The 24,123-nt window shown below is 68.1% G+C and carries 25 protein-coding genes and 2 pseudogenes; 11 read left to right on the top strand and 16 right to left on the bottom strand.

Translation table 11 applies throughout. The features are described 5' to 3' along the window. Window positions 1-9 precede the first annotated feature (9 nt). Window positions 10-348: a hypothetical protein gene (locus tag ACFXHA_RS30995; protein ID WP_379362513.1), complete on the bottom strand. Its 339-nt coding sequence runs from the start codon at window positions 346-348 to the stop codon at window positions 10-12. 71 nt (window positions 349-419) lie between these two features. Next, on the bottom strand, window positions 420-1,112 hold the full coding sequence (gene sigE, locus ACFXHA_RS30990; protein ID WP_379362512.1) for an RNA polymerase sigma factor SigE: 693 nt from the start codon (window positions 1,110-1,112) through the stop codon (window positions 420-422). Between the two features lie 235 nt (window positions 1,113-1,347). Here sigE and ACFXHA_RS30985 point away from each other — a divergent pair, with 235 nt between their 5' ends. From ACFXHA_RS30985 to ACFXHA_RS30960, 6 genes are all read left to right on the top strand, one after another. Continuing rightward, window positions 1,348-1,995, top strand: coding sequence for an O-methyltransferase (locus ACFXHA_RS30985; protein ID WP_379362511.1), 648 nt, complete (start codon window positions 1,348-1,350; stop codon window positions 1,993-1,995). Window positions 1,996-2,155: 160 nt separating this feature from the next. Beyond that, window positions 2,156-2,794: a TetR family transcriptional regulator gene (locus ACFXHA_RS30980; RefSeq protein WP_379362510.1), complete on the top strand. Its 639-nt coding sequence runs from the start codon at window positions 2,156-2,158 to the stop codon at window positions 2,792-2,794. Window positions 2,795-2,840: 46 nt separating this feature from the next. Beyond that, complete coding sequence (locus ACFXHA_RS30975; protein ID WP_379362700.1) at window positions 2,841-3,764, top strand: ATP-binding cassette domain-containing protein; 924 nt, start codon at window positions 2,841-2,843, stop codon at window positions 3,762-3,764. Then, window positions 3,761-5,419: an ABC transporter permease gene (locus ACFXHA_RS30970; protein ID WP_379362509.1), complete on the top strand. Its 1,659-nt coding sequence runs from the start codon at window positions 3,761-3,763 to the stop codon at window positions 5,417-5,419. Before ACFXHA_RS30975 ends, ACFXHA_RS30970 begins: the two co-directional genes overlap by 4 nt. Window positions 5,420-5,641: 222 nt before the next feature. Next, entirely contained in the window at window positions 5,642-5,860 is a 219-nt protein-coding gene (locus tag ACFXHA_RS30965) for a hypothetical protein (RefSeq protein WP_379362508.1), read from the top strand. Between the two features lie 76 nt (window positions 5,861-5,936). After that, the gene (locus tag ACFXHA_RS30960; RefSeq protein ID WP_379362507.1) at window positions 5,937-6,437 is read left to right on the top strand and encodes a hypothetical protein; all 501 of its coding nucleotides are present in this window, start codon (window positions 5,937-5,939) and stop codon (window positions 6,435-6,437) included. A gap of 2 nt (window positions 6,438-6,439) precedes the next feature. Here ACFXHA_RS30960 and ACFXHA_RS30955 read toward each other — a convergent pair whose 3' ends face one another. The 3 genes from ACFXHA_RS30955 to glgC all read right to left on the bottom strand — a co-directional run bounded on the left by ACFXHA_RS30955 (window position 6,440) and on the right by glgC (window position 10,236). Further along, complete coding sequence (locus ACFXHA_RS30955) at window positions 6,440-7,651, bottom strand: hypothetical protein (protein ID WP_379362506.1); 1,212 nt, start codon at window positions 7,649-7,651, stop codon at window positions 6,440-6,442. Between the two features lie 69 nt (window positions 7,652-7,720). Next, window positions 7,721-8,905: a hypothetical protein gene (locus ACFXHA_RS30950; protein ID WP_379362505.1), complete on the bottom strand. Its 1,185-nt coding sequence runs from the start codon at window positions 8,903-8,905 to the stop codon at window positions 7,721-7,723. 116 nt (window positions 8,906-9,021) lie between these two features. Beyond that, window positions 9,022-10,236 carry a glucose-1-phosphate adenylyltransferase gene (glgC, locus tag ACFXHA_RS30945; RefSeq protein ID WP_379362504.1) on the bottom strand — a complete coding sequence of 405 codons (1,215 nt, stop codon included), beginning with the start codon at window positions 10,234-10,236 and terminating at the stop codon, window positions 9,022-9,024. Window positions 10,237-10,383: 147 nt separating this feature from the next. On the opposite strand from glgC, the gene glgA reads away from it, so the two are divergent. Next, window positions 10,384-11,553, top strand: coding sequence for a glycogen synthase (glgA, locus tag ACFXHA_RS30940; protein ID WP_379362699.1), 1,170 nt, complete (start codon window positions 10,384-10,386; stop codon window positions 11,551-11,553). Here the strand turns inward: glgA and ACFXHA_RS30935 are convergent. Next, a complete protein-coding gene (locus tag ACFXHA_RS30935; RefSeq protein WP_379362503.1) occupies window positions 11,550-12,035 on the bottom strand; it encodes a GNAT family N-acetyltransferase in 486 nt (161 codons plus the stop codon). The two genes, glgA and ACFXHA_RS30935, sit on opposite strands and share 4 nt — an antisense overlap. 89 nt (window positions 12,036-12,124) lie before the next feature. Between ACFXHA_RS30935 and ACFXHA_RS30930 the strand changes: the two genes are divergently transcribed. Next, window positions 12,125-13,039 carry a LysR family transcriptional regulator gene (locus ACFXHA_RS30930; protein ID WP_379362502.1) on the top strand — a complete coding sequence of 305 codons (915 nt, stop codon included), beginning with the start codon at window positions 12,125-12,127 and terminating at the stop codon, window positions 13,037-13,039. Between the two features lie 145 nt (window positions 13,040-13,184). Here the strand turns inward: ACFXHA_RS30930 and ACFXHA_RS30925 are convergent, their stop codons facing one another. The 10 genes and pseudogenes from ACFXHA_RS30925 to ACFXHA_RS30880 all read right to left on the bottom strand — a co-directional run bounded on the left by ACFXHA_RS30925 (window position 13,185) and on the right by ACFXHA_RS30880 (window position 21,991). Further along, a complete protein-coding gene (locus ACFXHA_RS30925; RefSeq protein WP_379362698.1) occupies window positions 13,185-13,778 on the bottom strand; it encodes a methyltransferase domain-containing protein in 594 nt (197 codons plus the stop codon). 684 nt (window positions 13,779-14,462) lie between these two features. Further along, window positions 14,463-14,666 (bottom strand): annotated as a pseudogene (locus tag ACFXHA_RS30920) (putative RNA methyltransferase); the annotation flags it as partial. Between the two features lie 107 nt (window positions 14,667-14,773). Continuing rightward, window positions 14,774-14,941, bottom strand: a complete 168-nt coding sequence (locus ACFXHA_RS30915; RefSeq protein ID WP_083869218.1) for a DUF3117 domain-containing protein — start codon at window positions 14,939-14,941, stop codon at window positions 14,774-14,776. Window positions 14,942-15,106: 165 nt separating this feature from the next. Next, on the bottom strand, window positions 15,107-15,676 hold the full coding sequence (locus ACFXHA_RS30910; protein ID WP_379362501.1) for a DNA-3-methyladenine glycosylase I: 570 nt from the start codon (window positions 15,674-15,676) through the stop codon (window positions 15,107-15,109). A gap of 188 nt (window positions 15,677-15,864) precedes the next feature. After that, window positions 15,865-16,209: pseudogene (locus tag ACFXHA_RS30905) on the bottom strand (DivIVA domain-containing protein); the annotation flags it as partial. A gap of 91 nt (window positions 16,210-16,300) precedes the next feature. After that, complete coding sequence (locus tag ACFXHA_RS30900; RefSeq protein WP_379362500.1) at window positions 16,301-17,437, bottom strand: Mrp/NBP35 family ATP-binding protein; 1,137 nt, start codon at window positions 17,435-17,437, stop codon at window positions 16,301-16,303. A 32-nt stretch (window positions 17,438-17,469) separates the two neighbouring features. Beyond that, complete coding sequence (locus tag ACFXHA_RS30895) at window positions 17,470-18,336, bottom strand: lytic transglycosylase domain-containing protein (protein ID WP_379362499.1); 867 nt, start codon at window positions 18,334-18,336, stop codon at window positions 17,470-17,472. Window positions 18,337-18,512: 176 nt separating this feature from the next. After that, window positions 18,513-19,925 (bottom strand): lytic transglycosylase domain-containing protein, encoded by a 1,413-nt coding sequence (locus tag ACFXHA_RS30890; RefSeq protein ID WP_379362498.1) that lies wholly within the window; start codon window positions 19,923-19,925, stop codon window positions 18,513-18,515. A gap of 156 nt (window positions 19,926-20,081) precedes the next feature. Then, a complete protein-coding gene (locus ACFXHA_RS30885) occupies window positions 20,082-20,669 on the bottom strand; it encodes a DUF1003 domain-containing protein (RefSeq protein ID WP_379362497.1) in 588 nt (195 codons plus the stop codon). Beyond that, entirely contained in the window at window positions 20,666-21,991 is a 1,326-nt protein-coding gene (locus ACFXHA_RS30880; protein WP_379362496.1) for a magnesium transporter MgtE N-terminal domain-containing protein, read from the bottom strand. Before ACFXHA_RS30880 ends, ACFXHA_RS30885 begins: the two co-directional genes overlap by 4 nt. Before the next feature lie 61 nt (window positions 21,992-22,052). On the opposite strand from ACFXHA_RS30880, the gene ACFXHA_RS30875 reads away from it, so the two are divergent. The 3 genes from ACFXHA_RS30875 to ACFXHA_RS30865 are packed head-to-tail and all read left to right on the top strand — an operon-like array spanning window position 22,053 to window position 24,114. Then, window positions 22,053-23,030 carry an HpcH/HpaI aldolase/citrate lyase family protein gene (locus ACFXHA_RS30875; RefSeq protein ID WP_379362495.1) on the top strand — a complete coding sequence of 326 codons (978 nt, stop codon included), beginning with the start codon at window positions 22,053-22,055 and terminating at the stop codon, window positions 23,028-23,030. Window positions 23,031-23,042: 12 nt separating this feature from the next. Further along, window positions 23,043-23,534, top strand: a complete 492-nt coding sequence (locus tag ACFXHA_RS30870) for a general stress protein (protein ID WP_379362494.1) — start codon at window positions 23,043-23,045, stop codon at window positions 23,532-23,534. A gap of 4 nt (window positions 23,535-23,538) precedes the next feature. Beyond that, window positions 23,539-24,114, top strand: a complete 576-nt coding sequence (locus ACFXHA_RS30865) for a suppressor of fused domain protein (RefSeq protein ID WP_379362493.1) — start codon at window positions 23,539-23,541, stop codon at window positions 24,112-24,114. The last annotated feature ends 9 nt before the right edge of the window (window positions 24,115-24,123 follow it).

Genomic DNA, 24,123 nt, shown 5'->3' with positions numbered 1-24,123 from the left:
CTATGGACTCTACTTGCGCCACCATGAAGTCCACCGTCTGCTGTCGAACGAATCCTGATGGTTGCTCGCGCATTCCTGAATGAGGGAACGCGGAATCCGGCTCAGGGTGTCGTGCAGACTCAGGGGCGCCGAGATCTGATCCGAGGACTGCCGCAGCGCGATTCGCGCCTGCTGCTGGGCATCCACCTCGGCGGCGCATTCGCGGCACACCGAGATGTGGTGCGCGGCACGAAGATACGCGTTCATTCGCAATTCACCGTCCACGTAGGCGGCGATGGCCTCACTGGCCAGATGCTCGGTGGGGGCGAAACGCGGGGGACGACGGGGCGGTCGGTCCTCGCCACTCATACGCTGCACACCCTTCCGGACGATTCGAGCTGCTCGGGTGGGACGGGGGCCCGACCTGCGGGACCCGTATCTCACCCGACCTTGTCGGAGGCGGCGAAACGCCGCTCCACCCCATTATGCTCGAGGTACTCGCGCAGTGCCTGGCGTCCTCGGTGGATCCGGCTGCGCACGGTGCCCAGTTTGACGCCCAGCGTCGCACCGATCTCCTCGTACGACAGACCTTCGATGTCACACAGCACGACCGCGGCGCGGAACTCCGGAGCCAGCGAATCCAGCGCGGACTGCAGGTCGGGGTCCAGATTGGCGTCGTGATAGGCCTGCTCCGGGCCGGGCCCCTCGGACGGGACGCGGTCGTAGTCCTCCGGCAGCGCCTCCATGCGAATGCGGTTGCGGCGGCGGACCATATCCAGGAACAGGTTGGTGGTGATGCGGTGCAGCCAGCCCTCGAAGGTGCCGGGCTGATAGTTCTGCAGCGAGCGGAAGACCCGGATGAAGGTCTCCTGCGTCAAGTCGTCGGCGTCCTGCGGATCACCGGTGAGGCGGTAGGCCAGCCGATACACGCGGTCGGCGTGCTCGCGGACCAGTTCGTCCCAGCTCGGCATCACGGCACGATCGCCGGTGGCGTCGAACGCGGCGGTCCCGGTCAGGGCGGCCTCGTCGTCGGCGGCGGACAGGAGCAGCTCGCCGTCCAGCGTGGTGTCGCTGTCCAGCGGCTTGATCTGCGGGTGCAGAGTGTTGGCGGGTTCACGCGCCGCGTCGACCATGTGGATGGGATTACCTCCTACTCGGGACCGTGAACGTCGGTATCGGTGACAACCAATCGGTTGGATCAGCTGTTCCCGACCCCGGGCCCGCGGTCGCTGGCCTGGCGTGAGGATTACTTTCGTCGGTCGTGATGTGGCATCAATATGTGGACGCTGAGGGACACCTGAGAAAAATCGCCACACCCGGCCCAGCACCACCACGCCTTACCGGTGTATCGCCGTTAGCCTCTATTTCGTGAGCCAGACCCCCGCGGCACCGAACCTGCAGCGCAACCTCGCCTATGTGGAGGAATCCGTCGCCGAGGACGACATCCTCGTCGGCGCGCGCGAACGCGCCCTCGAACTGGGGGCGGCCCCGGTCGCGCCCAGCGTCGGTGCGCTGCTCAGCATGTACGCCCAGTTGCTGGGGGCGCGGGCCGTGGTCGAGGTCGGCACCGGTGCCGGGGTGAGCGGGCTGTGGCTGCTCGACGGCATGCGCGAGGACGGCACCCTGACCACCATCGACTCCGAGCCCGAGCATCAGCGCGCGGCCCGGGAGGCGTTCCGCTCGGCCGAGATCGCGCCGGCCCGCACCCGGCTGATCAACGGGCGCGCCCTGGATGTGTTGCCGCGCTTGGCCGATGGGGCCTACGACCTGGTGTTCATCGACGCCGCACCGCTCGAGCATCCGCAGTACGTGGTGCAGGCCGTGCGCTTGCTACGCGAGGGCGGCGCGATTCTGCTGCACAACGCGCTGCTGGGCGGGCGGGTCCCGGATCCGGCGCAGCGCGATCCACAGACCATGGCGGTGCGGGCGGCGACCCGGGCGATCGCCGAGGATCCGGACCTCACCAGCGTGCTGATTCCGGTCGGCGACGGGCTGTTGTGCGCCTCGCTCGGCTGAAGAATCTGTTCCGTGCGCGGATGTTCCGCGTGACAATATTCGCAGCCGATCAGCTTTCCCGCGTGCAGTAATCCGCGGGGTTGCGGGCTTCGCAACGTCGAGTGAAGAAGTCGGTGTGGGCTCTTGCCTTCGGATTGAACGAGTGTTTAATCTATTAAACATGCGTTCAACCGAGGATCTGACCACCCGGGCACGAATTCGCGACGCAGCGATCACCGTGTTCGGAGAGCAGGGGTTCGGAGTCGGCGTCCGAGCCATCGCGGCCGCGGCCGGCGTCTCACCCGGGCTGGTCAACCACCATTTCGGGTCCAAGGACGGACTGCAGACCGCATGCGACGAATGGGTCCGGGACACCATCCGGGCCGCCAAGATGGAGTACATCGAGAATCCCTCGCCGGGCGGGCTCATGCGGCAACTGGCCGAGATCGAGGAGTTCGCCCCGCTGATGGCCTACCTGATGCGCAGCTTCCAGGCGGGCGGAACGCTGATGAAGACCTTCTTCGAGCACATGGTGGAGGACACCGAGCAGTACCTCCGGGCGGGCATCGCGGGCGGCAGCATCAAGCCGATGCGCGATGTGAAGGCCATGGCACGGTATGTCGCGACCAACAACGGCGGCGGCATGATGATGTTCCTGCAGCTCTACGCGGACGAACACCCGGGGCCGATGGATTTCCGGAAGGCCCTGCGCGACTACGCCGACCAGATGATGCTGCCCGCCCTGGAGCTCTACACCAACGGCATGCTCACCGATTCCACCGCGCTGGACACGGTGATCGCCGCTCAGACCGAGCAATAAACCATCCAACGTCGTTTTCCTACAAGGAGACTCGATGAACGTCCCTGTGAGCCCGGTGATTCAGGTCCGGGACCTGCACAAGCATTTCGGGCAGGTGCGCGCCCTCGACGGCCTCGACCTCGAGGTCGCCGAGGGGGAGGTGCACGGCTTCCTGGGGCCCAACGGGGCGGGGAAGTCCACCACCATCCGCGTCCTGCTGGGCATCCTGTCGCGCACCTCGGGCGAGGCCCTGGTGCTGGGGCGCGATCCCTGGTCCGACGCGGTCGCGCTGCATCGCGATATCGCCTATGTCCCAGGCGATGTCACGCTGTGGCCGTCGCTGTCCGGCGGCGAGACCATCGACCTGCTGGCGCGCATGCGCGGCGGGATCGATCAGGATCGCCGTGCCGAGTTGATCGCGCGCTTCGAGCTGGATCCGAGCAAGAAGGCGCGCACCTACTCCAAGGGCAATCGGCAGAAAGTCGCTCTGGTGTCGGCGTTTTCGTCGAATGCGCGGCTGCTCATGCTCGACGAGCCGACCTCGGGCCTGGATCCGTTGATGGAGCAGGTGTTCGGGGAATGCGTGGCCGAGGCGGTGGCCCGGGGCACCACGGTGCTGCTGTCGAGCCACATCCTGTCCGAGGTCGAGAAGCTGTGTCAGCGGGTGACCATCATCCGGGCGGGCAAGACCGTCGAGACCGGCACCCTGGCCGAGATGCGGCACCTGTCACGCACCTCGATCACCGCCGAAATGGTCGGCAGCCCAGGCGATCTGAGCCGGATCGCGGGTGTCGAGGACATCAGTGTCGAGGGCAATACCCTGCACTGCCAGGTGGACAGCGAGCACCTCGGTGAGCTGATCCGGGTGCTCGGCGACGCCGGGGTGCGCAGCCTGATCAGCCAGCCGCCGACGCTGGAAGAGCTTTTCCTGCGGCACTATTCGCTCGACGGACAGACTCCCGCCGATGACCGCGAGAAGGTGTCGAAATGACCGCCGTCACCGCGACGGCGCCCCGCGCATTCGAAATGCCGTCCTTCGCAGCGGATTTCACCGGCACCGGGCAGTTGCTGCGGCTGTATCTGCGGCGTGATCGGATCATCGTGCCGCTGTGGGTGCTGCTGCTGTCGCTGCCGCTGGGCAGCGTCTACATCAAGAGCCTGGAGAAGATCTACCACACGCCCGCCGACTTCACGGACTACGCCAACGGCATCCTGTCGAATCCGGCCGAGCTGGCCATGTACGGGCCGATCTACAACACCAGCCTCGGCGCCTCGGGTGTCTGGAAGGCCGGGATGTTCTTCACGCTCATCGGCGTGGCCACCATCCTCACCGTCATCCGGCACACCCGCGCCGACGAGGAGACCGGGCGCACCGAGCTGCTGGCCTCCACCCGGGTCGGGCGCTTCGCCGGGCTCACCGCCGCGCTGATCGTGGCCTACGGTGCCGCGCTGGCCACCGGATTGGTCGGATTCGCCAGTATCGCAAGCACTTCCGTGCCGCGCTCCGGCTCGCTGGCCTTCGGGCTGGCGCTGGCCGGGTCGGGCATCGTGTACGCCTCGGTCGCCGCGGTGGCCGCGCAGCTGTCGGCCAGTGCGCGGGTGGCGCGCGGCATCGCCTTCGCGGTGCTGGGTGCGACCTTCACGCTGCGTGCCGTCGGTGACGTGCGGGCCGCGGCCGGGCCGACCAGTCCGCTCACCTGGCTGTCCCCGCTGGGCTGGTCGCTGCAGGTGCGGGCGTTCGCGGGCGATCACTTCGCGGTGCTGCTGCTGCATCTGGTCACCGCGGTCGCGTTGACCGGGCTCGCGTATTACCTACTGGCGCACCGTGATATCGGTGCGGGGTTGATCGCCGAACGGCCCGGTGCGCCGACCGCGGGGCCCGCGCTCAGCGGCCCGCTGGGGCTGGCGTGGCGACTGCAGCGCGGGACGCTGGCGGCCTGGACCGTCGGACTCGGGTTGTACGGGTTGATGATCGGCAGTGTGACGCACGGCGTCGGCAAGCAGCTGGGCAGCAGTCAGACCATTCGCGACATGATCACCCGCATGGGCGGCTCGGATTCGCTGGAGAAGTCGCTGATCAGCTTCGCGTTCACCATGGTCGCGCTGGGTGCGGCCGCGTACGCGGTGTCGGCGGCGCTGCGCTTGAACTCCGAGGAGAGCACCGCGCACGCGGAAACCGTCCTCACCGGCGCGGTCTCCCGAATCCGTTGGGTGGCTTCACATCTGACATTCGCGCTGCTGGGTCCGGTGCTGGCGCTGGCGGTGTCCGGACTGCTCGGCGGGCTGGTCTACGGCCGGGCCGCCGGTGATGTCGGCGGCAAGACCGGGCAGGTGCTCGCGGCGGCGTTGGTGCAGGTCCCGGCGGTATGGACCTTCGTCGGCATCACGGTGCTGCTGTTCGGTGTGCTGCCACGCTGGGCCGCCCTGGCCTGGGGTGTGCTGGTGGCCGCCGTCGCGGTGCTGCTGCTGGGCTCGCTCGCCGGTTCCCCGCAGTGGTTCCGCGACCTGAACCCCTTCGAGCACGCCCCGAAGGTGCCCGGCGAAGCCTTCACCGCCACTCCGCTGCTCATCCTGCTGCTGGTGGACGTGGTCTTGATCACGGTGGGGCTCATGGCATTCCGTCGCCGAGACCTGCGCTCCGCCTGAGGCGAAATCCCGGCGAACGGCCGCCCCGGAGCATCCGGGGCGGCCGTTCGCATTACCTGTGATGCGGGTGGGGTGGGAGTGAATTCGCTTGGGGCGGAGCGAATCGCCGGTTGCCGGTGGCGGGGCGGTGTGGGCGGTGCAGGGGCAGTGGTGAGGGGTGGATTCGGGTGCTCGCGGGTGGTAACCCAATAGGGAACCGATTTTTACGAGGAGGTGGGGGGTATGTACGAGGGGCTGGCACTCGGGATACACCTTCCTGCGGGATGGCTGTGGCCGACACTGATCTTCTTCGGGCTCATCATCTTCGCGGCACTGCTGGTGCTGCTGCTGGTGAGCGGTGCCCGATTCGACGACGGTGCGTCGCATTACGTGCCCACGACGACCGGCACGTGTGAACCGTTCTGCGGTGCGCGCACTCCGGTACCCGGATATCCGAACTGAGTGAGCACGCCGGGGAATTGGTACCGAGAGGTTTCCGGGCGGCGCGGGCGGATACTCCACGGGAATAGTTCGACGAGTGGGGGTTCCCATGGGGCAGCGGATCCCGGCCGTGGTCGGGTTGTACTTCCGCGATGCCGGGCAGTGGCGGTCTACGGCGCAGTGGCGGCGGATCGCCGAATTCCGGCTGACCGCCGACGGTCACGCCACCTTCCGTGCGGTCGATCCGATCGAGGGCCTGGTGGCACGGGTCTGGTATCACCAGGGCGTCGAGCTGCTCGGCACCGATCGTCGGGTGCTGCCCGCGGACGGCGCGGCCTTCCTGCGAGCACTGTTGCAGCCCTTCGGATTCCGCGACTACTGGTTCCGCGACGACAGCTCGCCGCGCAGCGGGCTCACGCGCACCCGGCACACGGTGTCGCGCACCGGACCCATCGAGGGTGAAAGCGACTGGGCGACAGCGGATCCGGAGTGCGACCGCTGTGGGGAGACAGAATCGGAGGACGTCGAGACCGGACGCCACCCCGCGTCCAGGCCCGCCGCCTGGCGACTCCTGGACGCGGACGTCCTCCGATTCTGACGCTAGAGGCTGTTGGCCAGTAGCGCGTACTGCGCGGCCGCCTTGCGCTTCGCCGTCGCCAGGTCGGTGGCATAGACGACCGCCATATACCGGCGATAGCCGACATAGCAGCGGTACGGCTTCTTGCTCGAGAGATCGGCCCAGTGCCCGCATTGGGTGCCCGGCACCTTGTCCACCGCGCCATCACCGGAGTACGTGGTGCCCAGCAGGTTGGTGAATCCGTTCATCAGGTCGGTGCCCGCCGCGGCATCGCGAACCCGATAGATCTCGTTGTCATCGGCGTAACCGAAGGCATCGGTGCCGGTCTTGTCCAGCAGAGCCTGCTGGGGCGACTGGTCGTCGGAGTTGTCGAGGAGCCAGTTCGGGTGCCAGACCACGAAGTTGTCGGGATCGGGGGCGCGGCCGGCGTCGCGCTTGTCGACGAGCACCCGGGACAGCAGGTTGTCCGGATCCGGTTGCAGCGTATCCAGTTTGTCGGTGGGTGTTTCCTGGAAGGCGTCGATCGTGGGCACGTCGGCGTCCAGGGTGCGCTTGGCCAGGCTCAGCAGATCCCGCTGATCGGCGCTGGGCCGGCTGGCGAAGATGTCCAGGACGAATTCCTTGCGCGCCATGACCACGCCGATGTTGTTGATTCCCGGCCGGTAGTGGGCCATCGCGTCGGGGTATTCGGCGATGGTCAGCTTCACGTTCTGCTGCAGCGCCACCGCGAAGTCGGCGTCCTCGATCTCCCGGGCCGCCAGCTTGGCGTTGTCGGCGGAGGGGAAGCGCATGAGCACGATGGACACCGAATTGGCGTTCGGGTCGGCCGGGCCCGTGTCCTTGGGATCGGGCCGGTCCGAGCCGCTGGTCGCGAAACTGACGATGAAACCGCGCTTCTCCAGAATCGGTTCGGCCACGCCCGGCATACCGTCGTGCTTCACCAGGTCCGCGATCTGGGTGTGCACGGAGACGCCGCGCCCGATATCGAGGCTCTGATCGATCTTCATCGACGGCGCGATGGCCGCCGCCATCCGAATGCCTTCCAGCACATCGCCGTGCCCGTTCGCGGAGGTGTCGTAGTGGAAGCGATCCACCGCGCTGCCGCCGACATCCAGTGTGCGAACATCCATTTCACCCGCCATCGGGTGTCCCGACTGCGCGCAGCCGGTCAGCAGCCCGGCCACGGCCAGACAGATCGAGACGACAACCGTTGTGCGCCTGGCGCTTCGGCTCATGATTTCCCTCCCCGCAAAACTCTGCCCCGCAATCTTCAGCCGAACCGCTTCCGCTGTCCAGATCTCGCGCTACAGGCTGTTGGCCAGCAGCGCGTACTGCGCGGCCGCCTTCTTCTGCACGTCGGCATCGCTGGTGCCGTTGACCACCGCCACGTACCGCTTGTAGCGGACATAGCAGCGGCTCGGTGTCTTGTCCGAATTGCGGTGCGTGCAGACGGCGTCGGGCACCTTGTCCGGCGCGGTGGACTTCGGCTCCTTCAGGTTGCTGATCATGCCGGTCACAAAGTTGCCGCCCGCCTGCGCATCTCGCACGCGGATGAGGAAATTGCCGTCCGCGACCGACGTTTCGTCGACGCCGGTGTCGGCCACCAACTTGGTCCAGTAGGCCATGTCGTCGGCGTAGAGGACCAGCCAATTGGCCGGGAACACCGCGAAGTTCTCCGGATCGACCGTCTCCTTGTCGCGGTCGGTCACCAGGGTGCGGGCCAGCAGCCGATCCGGATCGACCGGCAGTTGCGCGATCTGGTCGGCGGCGGTCTCGTTGAAGGAGTCGATCAGCGGCACCTCGGCGTCGAGGCTCTTCTTGGCCCAGGTCAGCAGGTCCTTCTGGTCGGCGCTGGGCCGCACGATGAACAGTGAGATCACGAAGTCCTTGCGCGCCATGGTGACTCCGATATTCGGCACGCCCGGCCGCCAGTGCGCGTAGGCATCCGGGTAGTCCGGCAGCGTCAGCTTCTGATTCACGTTCAGGGCGACGTTGAAATCGGCGTCCTCGAGTTCCCGGGCCGCCAGCTTGGCGTTGTCGGCGGACGGGAAGCGCAGCGCGCGGGTGGTGATGGTGGTGCCGTTGGGATCCGGATTGTCACCGATGTCCGCGCGGTCCGAACCGCTGGCGGCGAAACCGGCGATGAAGCCGCGATTGGTCAGCACGCCCTTGACCGCCGTGGACAGGTGGCTGACATTGAGCACATCGTCGACGGTCGAGAGCACCACGCCGCCGCGGCCGATATTCAGCTTCGAGTCGATCAGCGAGGTGGGTGCGACGGCCGCGGTCATCCGGACGCCCTCGAGCGTCGCGCCCTTGCCGCCGTTGGCATTGTCGTAGGAGTAGCGGCTCACCGGATAGGACCCGGTGTCCAGGGTGCGGACGTCCATCTCGCCGGGCACGGCGGTACCCGATTGCCCGCACCCCGCCAGGAGTGCGGTCAAGGCGAGACAGGTGACGGCGGTGACGACTCGTGCCGGACGGCTCATGATGATCCCTCCCGCGCGGCCCGGGTGCGGCGGCGCTGCGATGTTCAGATTTTCCGGCCGATATCGGCCGACTGTCCACTCTTATCCGTGTCGCCCTGCACCTGTTCCGTGTCGGCTCATACCCAGACACCCTTGCCGACGGTCACCACACCGCCGTTGCTGACCGCGAAACGGTCGCGGTCGCGGTCCAGATCGACGCCGATGATCTCGCCCTCCGAGACCACCACGTTCTTGTCCAGAATGGCGTGCCGCACCACCGCGCCGCGGCCGATCCTGGTGCCGGGCATCAGCACACTGCCCTCCACCGTCGCGCCATCCTCCACCAGCACGTTCGAGAACAGCACCGAATTGCGCACCGTCGCCGCCGACAGAATGCTGCCCGAGCCGATGATCGACTCCTGGGCCAGGCCGCCGCGCCCGAACTTGGCGGGCGGAAGGTTCTCGGCCGCACCGCGAATCGGCCAATGCTTGTTGTAGAGGTCGAACACCGGGTCCACCGACACCAGATCCATGTGCGCCTCGTAGAAGGCGTCCAGGGTGCCGACATCACGCCAGTAGCCGCGGCTGCGATCGGTGGTGCCGGGGACGATATTGGTGTTGAAGTCGTAGACCGCCGCCGCGCCCGCCCGCACCAGGCCGGTGATGATGTCGCCGCCCATATCGTGATCGGAGTCGTTGTCGTCGGCGTCGGCGCGGATGGCGTCCACCAGGACCTTGGTGGTGAACACGTAGTTACCCATGGACGCGAAGGTGACGTTCGGATCGTCGGGGGTGCCCGGCGGATGTACGGGCTTCTCCAGAAAGCCGGTGATGCGGCCGGATTCGTCGGAATCGATGCAGCCGAAGGCGCTCGCGGAACTGCGCGGCACCCGGATGCCCGCCACCGTCACGCCCGCACCGGACTCGATGTGCGCCTGCACCATCTGTTCCGGATCCATCCGGTACACGTGGTCCGCGCCGAACACCACGATGTATTCGGGGTCCTCGTCGTAGATCAGGTTCAGCGACTGCATGATCGCGTCCGCGCTGCCGGTGTACCAGCGCGGGCCCAGCCGCTGCTGCGCCGGGACCGGGGTGATGTACTCGCCGCCGAAACCCGACAGCCGCCAGGTCTGCGAGATATGCCGGTCCAGCGAATGCGACTTGTACTGCGTCAGCACACAGATGCGCAGGTATCCGGCATTCACAAGATTGGACAGCACGAAGTCGATGAGCCGGTACGCGCCGCCGAACGGGACCGCCGGCTTGGCGCGGTCCTTGGTGAGCGGAAAGAGTCGCTTGCCCTCGCCACCGGCGAGCACGATCCCGAGTACGTGCGGCTGGCTCCTCACACTGTTGAAACTACCGGGTTATGGAGAACCCGGAATGTCCAGCATGTGCCGTGTTCATCGCGATCTTGCGGGCCCCGTCGATTGGTTAGCGGGCGGGCTAACGTTTAGTTTGAATCGGTGAGCGACCGCGCCACCGGCACCCGCGGACTGCGAGTGGCCATGATGACCCGCGAATACCCGCCCGAGGTGTACGGCGGGGCAGGCGTGCACGTCACCGAGCTGGTCCCGCGACTACGCCAGCTGTGCGACGTGACCGTGCACTGCATGGGGGTGCCGCGCACGGATGCCGTGGTGCACCAACCGGATCCGATGCTCTACGCCGCCAACTCGGCACTGCAGATGATGTCGGCGCAGTTGCGGATGGCCGATGCCGCCAGCTTCGCCGACGTCGTGCACTCGCACACCTGGTACACCGGGCTCGCCGGGCATCTGGCCGCCGAGCTGTACGGGATTCCGCATGTGCTGACCGCGCATTCGCTGGAGCCGCGGCGGCCGTGGAAGGCCGAACAGCTCGGCGGCGGATACCGGCTCTCGTCCTGGTCGGAGCACAATGCGATGACCTACGCCGACGCCGTGATCGCGGTCAGCGAGGGCATGCGGGCCGATGTGCTCGCCGCCTACCCGGACATCGATCCGGCGAAAGTCCATGTGGTGCACAACGGTATCGATCCGGACGTCTGGCATCCGGGCGGACCGGCGCTCGGGGTGCGCGACGTGCTCGGCGAACTCGGCGTGTCGCAGACCCGGCCGATCGCGGCGTTCGTCGGGCGCATCACCCGGCAGAAGGGCGTCTCGCATCTGCTCGCCGCCGCCCGCCACCTGGACCCGGACATTCAGCTGGTGCTGCTGGCCGGAGCCGCCGACACCCCGGCCATGGAGTCCGAGGTGGCCGCCGCGGTGCGCGCGCTGCGGGCCGAGCGGGACGGCGTGTTCTGGATCAAGGAGATGCTGCCCACCGAACTGGTGCGCCAGGTGCTCGCCGCCGCAACGGTTTTCGTGTGCCCGTCGGTGTACGAGCCGCTGGGGATCGTGAATCTGGAGGCCATGGCCTGCGGGACCGCGGTGGTGGCGTCGGATGTGGGCGGCATTCCGGAGGTGGTGGTGCCCGGGGAGACCGGACGCCTGGTCCACTACGACCCGGCCGCGCCCGCGGCCTACGAACAAGCCCTCGCCCGCGCGGTGAATCAGGTTGCCGCGGACCCGGTCGCGGCCGCGGCAATGGGAATCGCCGGGCGCGAGCGGGCCATCAGCGCCTTCGACTGGAACCGGATCGCGGCCCAGACCGCGGCCGTCTACGACCGCGTCCGCAAGGACTAGTCCAGCGGATAGCGCATGAACACGTCGGCCCGGTCGTACGGGCTCGGCGGCAGCTCCGACGCGGGGACGTGCACGAAACCCAGGGACTCGTAGAGGTGCACCGCGGGCGCGAGCCGGGCATTGCTGGCCAGGAAGAACTCCTTCGCACCCAGCGCGCGCACCCGCGCGATGGCCGCGGTCAGTACCACCCGGCCGATGCCCCGGCCCTGAAAGCGCGGCGACACCGCCATTTTCGACAGCTCGAAGACGCCGGGATGCTCCTGCACCAGGGCGACGCAGCCGACCGGCTCGCCGTCGATCCGAGCGATCAGCACCTCGCCGCCGCCGTCGACGATCTCCTGCGGGTGGTCGAGGGTGGCGAGGTCGGCGGCTTCGACCGCGAAGAAGGATTCGATCCACTCCAGATTGAGGTCTCGGAAGGCGCGCGCGTCGGCGGCGGAGGACATGGGAGCGACCGTGATGGCTTGCGTCTGCTGAGGCACCCCAAAAGCATGTCGGACGTTGAATCATAACGTCCAATACTTGATAGCTGCGATCAATATCATGAACTTATGGACTGTGGAGTGGAGCCGTGAATCCAGTGAACACCGGCGTAGAGCTGCGGCACCTGCGCTATTTCCTGGCTGTCGCCGAGGAATTGCACTTCGGCCGGGCAGCAGTCCGCCTGCACATCGCGCAGCCCGCCCTCACCCAGCAGATCCAGCGCCTCGAAACCCTGCTCGGCGCTCGGCTTTTCGACCGCACCTCCCGCACCGTCGCCCTCACCCCGGCCGGGACCGTGCTGCGCGAGCGCGCCACCGCCCTGCTCGGCCACGCCGATCGCGACCTCGCCGAGGTCACCCGCATCGCCCACGGCAGCCAGGGCACCCTGCACCTAGGCTTCGTCCCCTCGGTGCTGCCGCTCGAACCACTGCGCGGCGTGCGCGAATTCCGCGACCGCTTCCCGCTGGTCGAGGTCGACCTGGTCGAAGGCTTCACCAGCCACCTCATGCAGCGCCTCGCCGACGGCACCCTCGACATGGCCATCGTCCGCGACCCCGACGACCAACCCGGCACCACCACCGAACCCCTCATGACCGAGCCCTACATGGCCGTCCTCCCCGCCGACCACCCCCTCGCCGACCGGGATTCGATCACCGGCGCGGAAATCGCCGACCACCCCCTGGTCTTCTTCCCCCGCGCCGCCGGCAGCCTCGCCTACGAAAAGAACCTCGCCCCACTCCTGGAATCCGGCCGCCGCCCCCGCATAGTCCAGGAAGCCACCAACTGGACCATCCTCCTCTACCTCGTCGCCGCCGGCCTCGGCGTCACCATCGCCCCCCGCAGCGCCACCTTCACCGCCCCCGCCTCGGCCCGCATCATCCCCGTCGCCGAAACCGAGGCCAGCACAACCATCTACATCGCCACCCGCACAGGCGAGACCCGCCCCCTGGTCCACAACCTCCTCGAGTTACTCCCGAACCGTCCGGCCCCGCCAGCAGCCTGACGCGTGGCTGCCGACGCCCCGATGCGCCCGGGACAGCACAGCCAGAATGCCCTAGATCGCCATGGCCACCGCGCTGTCTCCCCGCGAATATCAATGTGCCCGACGACATCGAGCGAGCGGCCGAAAGTCTTGGCTCGGCGCTAGATCAGCGCGCCCGATATACCGCGACTGTCACCGAAGCGGTAACCGCCATTGGGTTCGGCAGCGCTGCAATCCCTTCCGCCCGCTGCTCGGCCGCGTGAAACGCCGACGGCCCCATGGCCACCACGTTCGCCACGTCCTCGTGCGAGAGCCGCATCGTGTACTCGACCGCCGCGCTGCTCACCTGCTCGAACCGCTCCCCGAGCGACTCGGCCAGCCGATCCTGCTTGGCCGCATCCACATTCACCATCCCGAGCGGCCCGATCAACTCCCCCAAATGCCGCGAAGTCGGCGTCACCACGATGAACCGCCCGTTCCCGTCCAGCACACGCGCAACCTCATCGGCATTGCGCGGAGCGAACACACAGATCACCGCACTCATCACGCCATCCGGCACCGGCAGCCCGCGCCAAGCGTCGGCCAACACCGACCCGGCGCGCGCATGCGCCCGCGCCGCCCGCCGCGCCGCCGCCTTCGACACATCCAACGCGACGCCCCGCCCCTGCGGCACCGCATCCAGAACCGCCCCGAGGTAATACCCCGTCCCGGCTCCGATCTCGAGCACAGTCGGCCCGGCCACCGCATCCTCCACGCGCATCGGCCCGCCGTCCCGCGCCGCCGGATCCGACCGGTGGCCGGAGCCGCAAGCCCGGTCCGAGGACACAGTCGGGGACGCGCCCGCCGTGAGTGGTCGGCTCCGCCCGTCATCGCTATGCACGGCGGAATAAGGAGAAGCGGGCGGATTTCTGGTCGGCGCAGCCGAATCCGTCGCGAGCGCCTCCGTCAACGGCCGGTCGATCCGGGTGCCAGGAGTGGCTCGGCCTACTCCCTCAGGAGCGCTGACCGCCCTCCCGGTTCGGCGGCCATCAGTCGGCGCAGCCGAATCCGGCGGTGTTGACGGGGCTGAGTTCGGGCGTGTCGACAGGAGTGTTGCGGCGAGTCGGGCCGCCGAGGCTGCCGAGACGGACGTTCCGGGGGCCACCGGGCTCGTCCGACCGGCGCGTCGGGAGTCTGCCGCGCAGAGGCTGTCGCTGGCGTGCGCGGAAGCTGGGCGACGTTCGGGCCCGGTGGCAGCCGCGGGTGATTCCGCTCCGAATACTGCTGTGGCGAGATCGGTTCCGGGGCGTCCGGCGCGGGTCTGGGTCATCGCGGTTGCGACCGCTGCGGCGAGGGCCTCGGCTATCGGGGTGAAGTGGCCTGCGGATTGGAAGGCGGCTCGGGCGTCGAGCATGGCCGGGGTGTCGCCGGTCATTTTGGTGGAGGCGCCGGTGAGGAGGCTGACGTAGCCCTGTTTGGCCAGGTCGAAGCTATGGCTGTGCGGGCAGCGCAGGGTGCGGGGCGGGGTGCCGGTCGCGGGGTCGGCGACGGGAGCCTCGAGGGGGTTGCCGCACTGCGGGCAAGCGAGTAGGTCGGCGCAAGCGAGGAGCCGTTCCGCGGGGGAGGGCTCGGCCGGGCCGACATCGGGGGGATATGGGGTGTTGTTCACCGTGGTTCCGGTAGGCCGGGGGAGGTCTCGGAAATCTCGGGGAATTCGGGGTCGAATTCCCCGAGACTCCCGAGTGCTGGGCCTACCGGCACGGGCGATTCGAGTTGCTAGCTGGTGACTTTGACGAGTTCGTCACCGAGCGCCGCAGCTTCATCCGGCGTGAGCTCGACGACCAGACGCCCGCCACCCTCGAGTGGAACCCGCATGACGATTCCACGCCCTTCCTTGGTTGCCTCGAGGGGACCGTCCCCGGTGCGGGGCTTCATGGCCGCCATCCTCTGCTCCCTCCAGATCTGCGCGGTCTGCTGCGCACTTTCATGGAACTCCAGTTGTCACCAACCAGGCAGCCCGCCGGCATGTGGCGGGCTACACCTAGCCCATTCTTCCCTATCGCGGATCGGGGCGGGTACCTGAGTTCCAAAAACCGACCGACGTGGCGTTCAGCGAGTACTCACATTCACCCAGCAATCGGTGATGTGATCGTCTACCATCCCCGTCGCCTGCATGAGTGCGTACGCCGTCGTGGGTCCCACGAATTTGAACCCGCGACGCTTGAGTTCTTTTGCGAGAGCGGTGGATTCGGTCGTCACAGCGGGCACATCGGACATGCTCCGCGGCCGCTTTCGGGGGGCCGGAGCGAACGACCAGAGCAGCGTGTCGAGGCTCTCACCTAGATCGCGGGCAACCCGCGCATTGTGGACGCTGGCCAGTATTTTGGCACGATTGCGAACAATGCCCGGATCCGCCATGAGGCGTTCCACATCGGCGTCCCCGAACCGCGCGACCCGCTCGATCACGAACCCCTCGAATGCCGCCCGGAACGCGGGCCGCTTGCGCAAAATCGTGATCCACGCCAGGCCCGACTGAAACGCCTCGAGGCACATTCGTTCGAATAGCGCGTCATCGCCGTGCAGCGGTTGTCCCCACTCGAGATCGTGGTAATCCCGATAAAGCTGAGAACCCTCCGACCACCCGCAGCGGATTCGGCCGTCGCCGGATTCGACGCTCACCGCGCGCCCGGCTCTTCGCCGCGCTCGGCCGGGGCCGTGGATGCGGCGGGCGGGGTGGCTTGCGCGGGCGTGGCCGGCCAGGCCGGCACGACCGGCCCGGTGGGTACGGCGGGTGCGGCGACCGGTTGCGGGACCGGAGCCTCGCCGGGGAGAACGCGTGGGAGGACACCGTCGACGATCCCAGCCAGCGGCCCGGGGGTCGCCGCTTCGGACTCCGGCGCGCCGGCCGGGGTCTCCGCCTCCGGCTCGCCTGCCGTGACGCGCGCGAGTTCCCCCTCGAGCTCGTCGATGCGGGCGGCCAGCCGGGTCAGCGCCCAGTCCACCTCGCCCGCCTTGTAGCCGCGGAACACCTGCTGGAAGCGCAGCGCGCGCACATCGCCCCCGCTGATCCCGGCGGTGGGCAGCACGGTGGCGGTCGTCCCCTCCGGTAGCGGCCCGAGCTCCTCGGAGCGCCCGAAGATCGCACTGGCCACCAGGAACAGCAGTGCGGCGACCAATCCGACGATCAGCACGTACAGCAGCATCGTGAGCATGCCGTCGAGCTTAGGGGGAGGGCGCGCACTCGCGCGTCCGTGCCCCAGCGGAATCCGGACGTCGAATTCCGCTGGGCGCTGAGGATTTACGTCAGAGGTGGCGGGTGGTGTCGATGGACAGCGACATACCGGCCAGGCCGCGGCGGCGGACCGCGAGTTTGTCGGAGATCTCCAGCAGGGCCTTGCCGGAGGCGCTCTCGGGGTCGCGCAGCACGATCGGGGTGCCCTCGTCGCCCGCCTCGCGCAGGCCCTGCTCGATCGGGATCTGGCCCAGCAACGGCACATTCGCGCCGATCGCCCGGGTCAGGTTGTCGGCCACGGTCTGTCCGCCACCGGAGCCGTAGAGCTCCATGCGGGAGCCGTCGGGCAGATCCAGCCACGACATGTTCTCGATGACACCGGCGATGCGCTGGCGCGTCTGCAGGGCGATCGAGCCGGCGCGCTCGGCGACCTCGGCGGCGGCCAGCTGCGGGGTGGTGACGACGAGGATCTCGGCGTTCGGAATCAGCTGGGCCAGTGAGATGGCCACGTCGCCGGTGCCCGGCGGCAGGTCCAGCAGCAGGATGTCGAGGTCGCCCCAGAAGACGTCGGCGAGGAACTGCTGCAGCGCGCGGTGCAGCATCGGGCCGCGCCACACCACGGGCGTGTTGCCCTGGGTGAACATGGAGATCGAGATGACCTTCACGTCGTGCGCGATGGGCGGCATGATCATTCGCTCGACCTGGGTGGGCCGCTGCTCGGTGCCCAGCATGCGCGGCACCGAGTGGCCGTAGATGTCGGCGTCGAGGACACCCACCGAGAGGCCCTTGGCGGCCATGGCGGCCGCGAGATTCACGGTGACGGAAGACTTTCCGACGCCGCCCTTGCCGGAGGCGACCGCGTAGACGCGGGTCAGCGAGCCGGGCTGGGCGAACGGGATGACCGGTTCGGCGGCGTCGCCGCGCAGCTTGCGCCGCAGTTCGGTGCGCTGCTCGTCGTTCATCACGTCGAGTTCGACGGTGATGGCGCCGACCCCGGGCACGTCGTTGACGGCCTTCGTGACCCGTTCCTGGATGGCGCTTTTCATCGGGCAGGCCGACGTCGTCAGGTAGATCACCACGTGGACACTGCTGTCCGCGCCGACCTCGACACTCTTCACCATGCCCAGCTCGGTGATCGGCTTCCGGATCTCCGGGTCGTTCACCTTCGCGAGCGCGCCCCGCACATCCGATTCCGCAACTACTGGCATGCGGCCAAGTCTAGGGACGCCCGCGGGCGTCCTCAGATGCGGGGGAGCGCCCCGGCGCCGGGCGAGACGCCCGAGCCGTACGCGGTCTCCCACGCCATCACGTTCGCGACGTAGGCCATGGAGTTGTTGTAGCGGAGGATGGCCCGGGTCTGCTGGCCCGGATCACGCATGTCGAGGCCGCCCGAGCACAGGTACTTGCCCGCGGTCAGCGTGGCGTCGTAGATGTTCTGCGGATCGGCGATGCCGTCGCCATTGCCGTCGGCCGCGTACTTGCGCCAGGTCTCGGGCAGGAACTGCATGGGCCCGACGGCGCGGCGGTAGCTCCCGGACAGGCCGTCCAGGTCGCCGCCGTCGTTGGTCGCGACCACGTTGTTGCCGTACAGGCTGCCGTCGAGCACCGGTCCGTAGACGGGCTGGATCGGGTAGCCGTTGTCGTCGATCTTGCCGAAGCCGTGGGTGGATTCGACGCGGCCGATGCCGGCCAGCATGTTCCACGGCATATTGCAGGTCGGATTCTCCACGGCCAGAATGCGTTCCGCGTTCTGGTAGGCGTCGTAGGCGACGCCCGGCATGCCGAGCGGTCCGGCCGGACGCGAGGACGGCACCCGGCCGTCGGGCTGCGCGACCGACTTGATCTCCGGAGGACCAACGGGCGCAACCTGTTTGGCTTCCTTCAACAGCGGTTCCGGGGCGGCGACAGGGGGTGCCGCCTCGGGTCTGGGTAGGTGTTCTTCGCCGTCGTTCGACATCTGGTGCTGGAAGGTAGCCGTGACTTTGTCAGCGAGGCTGCCGTCTCCGGCTCCGGTAACTGTGGCGAGACCTGCGGGCACGAGCCCGGTTAACGCGATGACCGATCCACGGCGAACTTTCGGGACCGGGGGTTTACGGTGACGACCCACTGTGTGGTGACCCTCCATTGCCATCGGTTGGTACCGGGGAGATGCAGTGAGGGCTACGTTACCGTATCCGAGACCTTCTTGTTACCTCTTCGTGACTAATTCTCAGGTTTTGAAGGAAGTGCTAGTCAGACGCGAGTTTCGGAGCGCCGCTCCGAAACTCGCGAATCACACATTCGTTACGGAGCGGGCGCGGGGGCCGGAGCCGGCAGCGGAATCGTGATGCCGAACGGCAGCGTGATGGCCGGCGCCGGAGTGGTCGCCTCGGTGCTGTCCGGGGTGCCGTCGGCCGGGGCCATGGCGTCCGGCGTGGGCGCCGCCGAGGGCGTGACGGTTTGCTGAGGCTGCGGTTGCTGAGCGGCCTGCTGCGGCTGATCCTGCTGTACCGCCGGGGTAGTGCAGCCGGCCGCCTGGTCCTGGACCATCGGCTTGCCGTCGGGGCCGAAGATGATCGGCTTGCCCTCGGCGGTCATGATCGGCTGACCGTCGGTCCCCAGTACCTGCTCGCCGGGCTGACCGCTCTCGGGCAGCTTCTGATCCGGCTGCGCCGGAACCGCCGCCTGCTCACAGGGATTCGCGGGCGCGGCCGGGGCCGGGCAGAAGATGCCACACGGGATCGGCGGCAGACCCGGGATGGTGATCATCACCTGGGTCGGTGTCGGCGTGGTGGTGACCGGCTCGGTGGTGGTCTGCTCCGGCGTGGCCGGAATCGTGGTGGAGGCCACCGTGATATCCGGGCCGCTGACCGGAGAGTAGTTGTTGGGCACCAGATCCGGCGAGATGTTCACCGCCTGCGGGGTGCCGCCGGTCTTGTACGCATTGGCCCAGCTGAGCACGTTGGCCGCGTAGGCGACCGAGTTGTTGTAGCGCAGCACGGCCCGCAACTGCTGTGCCGGATCGGCCAGATCCATGCCGCCCGAGCACAGGTACTTGCCCGCCGCCAGCGCGGCGTCGAAGACATTGTTGGGATCCGGTGTGCCGCTGCCCTTTCCATTGGCGGCGTACACCGACCAGGTGCTGGGCAGGAACTGCATGGGCCCGACGGCGCGCACGTAGTTGCCGTCGGCGGCCTTGATGACCTCGTTGCCGGGCAGCGTACCGTCCAGCGACGGGCCGTAGATGGGCGAGACCGTGGTGCCCGCGGCATCGGTGCGGCCGTTGTCGGCGTGATTGGACTCGATGCGGCCGATGCCGGCCAGCAGGTACCAGGGCAGGTGGCAGTTGGGGTCCGAGGACTGCAGTGCCAGTTCGGCATTGCGGTAGGCGGCCAGCACGATCTCCGGAATGCCGAGCACGCCGCTGCCGCCGGGCAGGGCGACGTCGTGCAGCGGGACCGTGCCGCCGAAGAGCGGGACGCCGTCCGCGGGCGGCGTCATTGCGCTGAGTTTGCGGGGGGCCTCCGGAGCCGCCGGAACCAGCCCGACGGTCTGATCCGAGGGCGTGTCGGCGGGTGTGTTGACGCTCGCGTTGTGCGCGGAAGCCGCCGCCAGCAACGCGTCCGGCGCGGCCTGCGGGGCCGCGATGTGAACCGTCGTATTGGTGGACGAACCGGCGGTGACCAGGCCCGCTATCAACAGCGCCGACGCTGTCACCGGTGCAGATATTCTCTTCGCCACCACACAATCCCCTCAGTCGTGCGGCCGGTACCCCGTGGCGACACTCATACTGCGGCAGTGTCTGGGTCGGTCGCTCGGAACAACGTGATCCAGGTTACCCATGAGTCAGCTCAGACGGAACAACTTCTGTGGTCAGTCGCCATCATTTTGCGCCGAAATTGCGACCTCGGGGGTATTCCGATCGGTACTCTTCTTTGCTTTCTTGGCCTTCAGGACCTCGCCGCCTACGGCCAGTTTCTCCAATCTGACCAGGGTTTCCTTGATGTCGTCCAGTTCTCGGCGCACGTAGTCGCGCGTGGCGACCTCGCCCACCGCGAGCCGCAGCGCCGCCAATTCCCGAGCCAGGAACTCCGTGTCGGCTTTCGTCTGGGCCGCCCGGGTGCGGTCCTCCTCGAGCGACACGCGGTCGCGATTGTCCTGTCGGTTCTGCGCCAGCAGGATCAGCGGTGCGGCATAGGCGGCCTGGGTGGAGAACGCGAGATTCAACAGAATGAAGGGGTAGGGGTCCCACTGCAGACTCACCGCGAACACGTTGAGCGCGATCCACACGAACACGATGACGGTCTGGATCACCAGGTAGCGGCCGGTGCCCAGGAACCGGGCCACCCGTTCGCTGGAGCGGGCCATCGCCTCGGGATCCCAGTCCAGGCCGCGGAAGCGGTTCTCCAGCGGCGTCTCCAAACGCTGCCGGGCGCTGAGTTTTTCGAGCCGTTCGCTCATGCGCGGCCTCCCGTCCCCTCGATCACGGGCACACCGTGTACATCGTGATGGTCTTCGTCCTGCTCCCGCCAGTCCTCGGGCAGCAGGTGGTCGAGCACGTCATCGACGGTGACGGCTCCCAGTAGATGATTCTCCGCGTCCACCACCGGTCCGCACACCAGGTTGTAGGTGGCGAAATAGCGGGTCACGGCGGTGAGCGGGGCCTCGGGCCGCAGCTGCACCAGATCCGTGTCGACGATCCCGCCGACCAGGCTGGCGGGCGGTTCCCGCAGCAACTGCTGGAAGTGCACGCACCCGAGGTAGCGGCCGGTCGGGGTGGCGGTGGGCGGGCGCACCACGAAGGCCATCGACGCCAGGGCCGGGGTGAGCTCGGGGTCGCGGATGCGGGCCAGCGCCTCGGCGACCGTGGTGGAGGCGGTGAGCACGATCGCGTCGGGGGTCATCAGACCACCGGCGGTGTAGGGCGCGTGCTCGAGCAGGCGGCGGACCGGCTCGGAGTCCTCCGGATCCATCAGTGCCAGCAGCGATTCCGCCTCGCCGGCGGGCAGCTCACCCAGCAGGTCGGCGGCGTCGTCGGGGTCCATGGCCTCGAGCAGGTCGGCGGCACGTTCCACGCCGAGCTGCTCGAGCAGTTCCACCTGGTCGTTCTCGGGCAGCTCCTGGACCACGTCGGCGAGGCGTTCGTCGTCGAAGGCCGAGGCCACCTCGATGCGCCGCTTGCGGGGCAGTTCCCGCAGCATGTGCGCGACGTCGGCGGGTCGCATGCCCTCGAACTGCGCGAGCAGCTGGGTGACGTCCTGGCCGGGCATATTGAGCTCGGTCTGGGTGAGCCCGCGTACCTGCGCCCAGTCGACCACGTGCACCGCGCCGCGCCGCCCGAAACCCACGCCGAGGCGGCGGCGTTCGCGCACCGCGACCCGCGAGACCACCCAGTCGCGGGTGCGGCCCTGCTCGATGCCCAGATCGACGACCGCCACGTCCGCGTCCGCCAGCTGCGGCAGATTGGGATCGGTGACCCGGACCGCGGAGTCGAGAATCTGTGCGATGGCCAGCAACTCGCCCGGCCGCTGCTCGAAGCGGCGCACGCTGATCGTCCCGGTGGTCAGGGTGATGGAGCCCGGTTCGACGGCCTGCACCCGCAACATCGGCACGAAAATCCGTTTCCGAGTGGAGAGTTCGACGAGGATGCCCAGAACCCGTGGTTGCTGGCGGTCATAACGTATCGAGATCACGATGTCCCGGAGGCGGCCGATAGACTCGCCGTCCGGTCCTAGTACCACCAAGCCCGCCAACCGGGCGGCGAAAACCTTCGTCGCTGCCATGTTTGGTAAGGCTAGTGGGTCGAGCGCGTCCGAATTGTCGCGCCACGTGAAGGAGTGAGCCATGACATCCGCGGGATCGACCTCTCGAGTGCGCCGATCGGTGCTGGCCGTGCCCGGCAGCAACCCGCGCATGATCGAAAAGGCCAAGGGGCTGGCGGCCGACGAGGTGTTCCTGGACCTCGAGGACGCGGTCGCCCCCGCGGCCAAGGCGGCGGCCCGCGCCAATATCGTGGCGGCGCTCAATTCGGACGGCTGGGGCAACCAGATTCGTGTGGTGCGGGTCAACGACTGGAGCACCGAGTACACCTACGCCGACGTGATCACCGTGGTGGAGGGCGCGGGCTCGGAGCTGGACGCCATCCTGCTGCCCAAGGTGATCGACGCCGCGCAGGTGCAGGCATTGGATCTGCTGCTGACCCAATTGGAGAAGGCCAACGGGTTGCCGGTCGGGCGGATCGGGATCGAACCGCAGATCGAGAACGCGCTCGGGCTGCGCAATATCGACGCCATCGCCACCGCGAGCCCGCGGGTGCAGACCCTGGTGTTCGGGCCCGCCGACTTCATGGCGTCGATCAATATGCGGACGCTCGTGGTGGGGGAGCAGCCCGAGGGTTACGAGCCGGGTGACGCGTATCACCACATCTATATGACGATCTTGCTGGCCGCCCGCGCCCACGGGTTGCAGGCCATCGACGGCCCCTATCTGGCGGTCCGCGATATCGACGGTTTCCGGCGCAACGCGTCCCGTACGGCCGCACTGGGATTCGACGGCAAATGGGTGCTGCACCCGGACCAGATCACCGCCTGCAACGAGATCTTCAGCCCACGTCAGGCCGATTACGACCACGCCGAGGAGATCCTGGACGCGTACGCCTTCCACACCTCCGTCGAGGGTGGAGCGCGGGGGGCCGTGATGCTGGGCGACGAGATGATCGACGAAGCCAGCGCAAAGATGGCGCAGGTCATAGCAGATAAGGGCCGGGCCGCTGGAATGGTGCGTACCACGCGTTTCGTGGCCCCGACTGTCGGCGCGAAATAGCATGATGGAGTCATGACGAATCCCATGGGGAATGCGAACCGGGGCCGCCCGGGTCTCCCGACGCCACCGTCGGGCTGGCCGATCGGTTCCTACCCGACCTACGCCGAGGCGCAGCGGGCCGTCGACTACCTCGCCGACGGCCAGTTCCCGGTGGAGGGCGTGACCATCGTCGGTGTCGACCTGATGCAGGTCGAGCGCGTGCTGTACCGGTTGACCTGGGGCAAAGTCATTGGCGGCGGCATGGTTTCGGGCGCCTGGCTGGGCCTGTTCCTGGGTCTGCTGCTGAGCATGTTCACCTCGGGCGGGGCCATCGGCCCGCTGGCGGTGGGTCTGATCGGCGGCATCATCTTCGGGCTCATCTCCGCGTCCATCCCGTACGCGGCGACCCGGGGCCAGCGCGATTTCGCCTCCACCATGCAGTTGGTGGCCGGCCGCTACGACGTGCTGTGCGATCCCAAGACCGCCGAGCAGGCGCGCGACATGCTCGCCAGGCTGGCCATCTGATTCCATGGATGTTCTCGACAAGGTCCGAGCCGGGGTGCTCGGGCATTTCGGCGTGGAGTCCGCGGATGCCGCCTCGGTCACATTCCTCGGCCTGGAACCCATCGATATTCTGCGCATCCCCGACGGCGAGTTCGTGCACTACGCCACGCTGGGCGGTTCCCGGCATCCGATGACGGATCCGGCCGCGGCACTGGCGGATCCGGTGCGCGGGCCGCGCGCGGAACTGGTGCTCACCCTGCGGGGCGGGGCGGGCGCGGGCTCCGGGCTGACTCGCACGCTGGGCGTGCTGGTGGCGGCGCCCGCCGTGGAAGGCGTTGTGCTGCAAGCGGATGGGCTGCTGGATCTCGGAGAACCGTTGTGGTCCAACGCGCCGTTCACCGCGGTGCTGCTGAGCGACAGCGAGATTCCGGACGTGGCATTGCCCGAACCCGCTGAGCCCGTGCGATTTCTGACGGTCGTACCCATCACCGCCACAGAGGCGGCCTGGGTGCGCATTCGGGGGGCCGCCGCGCTGCGTGAGGCCTGGACCGAGGCGGGCATCGACATCCGCGACCCGGGCCGGTCGGCAGCCTCGCTCTGACTGTCCACC

This window comes from Nocardia sp. NPDC059240 (genome assembly GCF_042753865.1).
Lineage (GTDB): Bacteria > Actinomycetota > Actinomycetes > Mycobacteriales > Mycobacteriaceae > Nocardia.
Note: the sequence above shows the minus strand (reverse complement) of the source record. Positions and strands in the feature narration are given on the sequence as shown.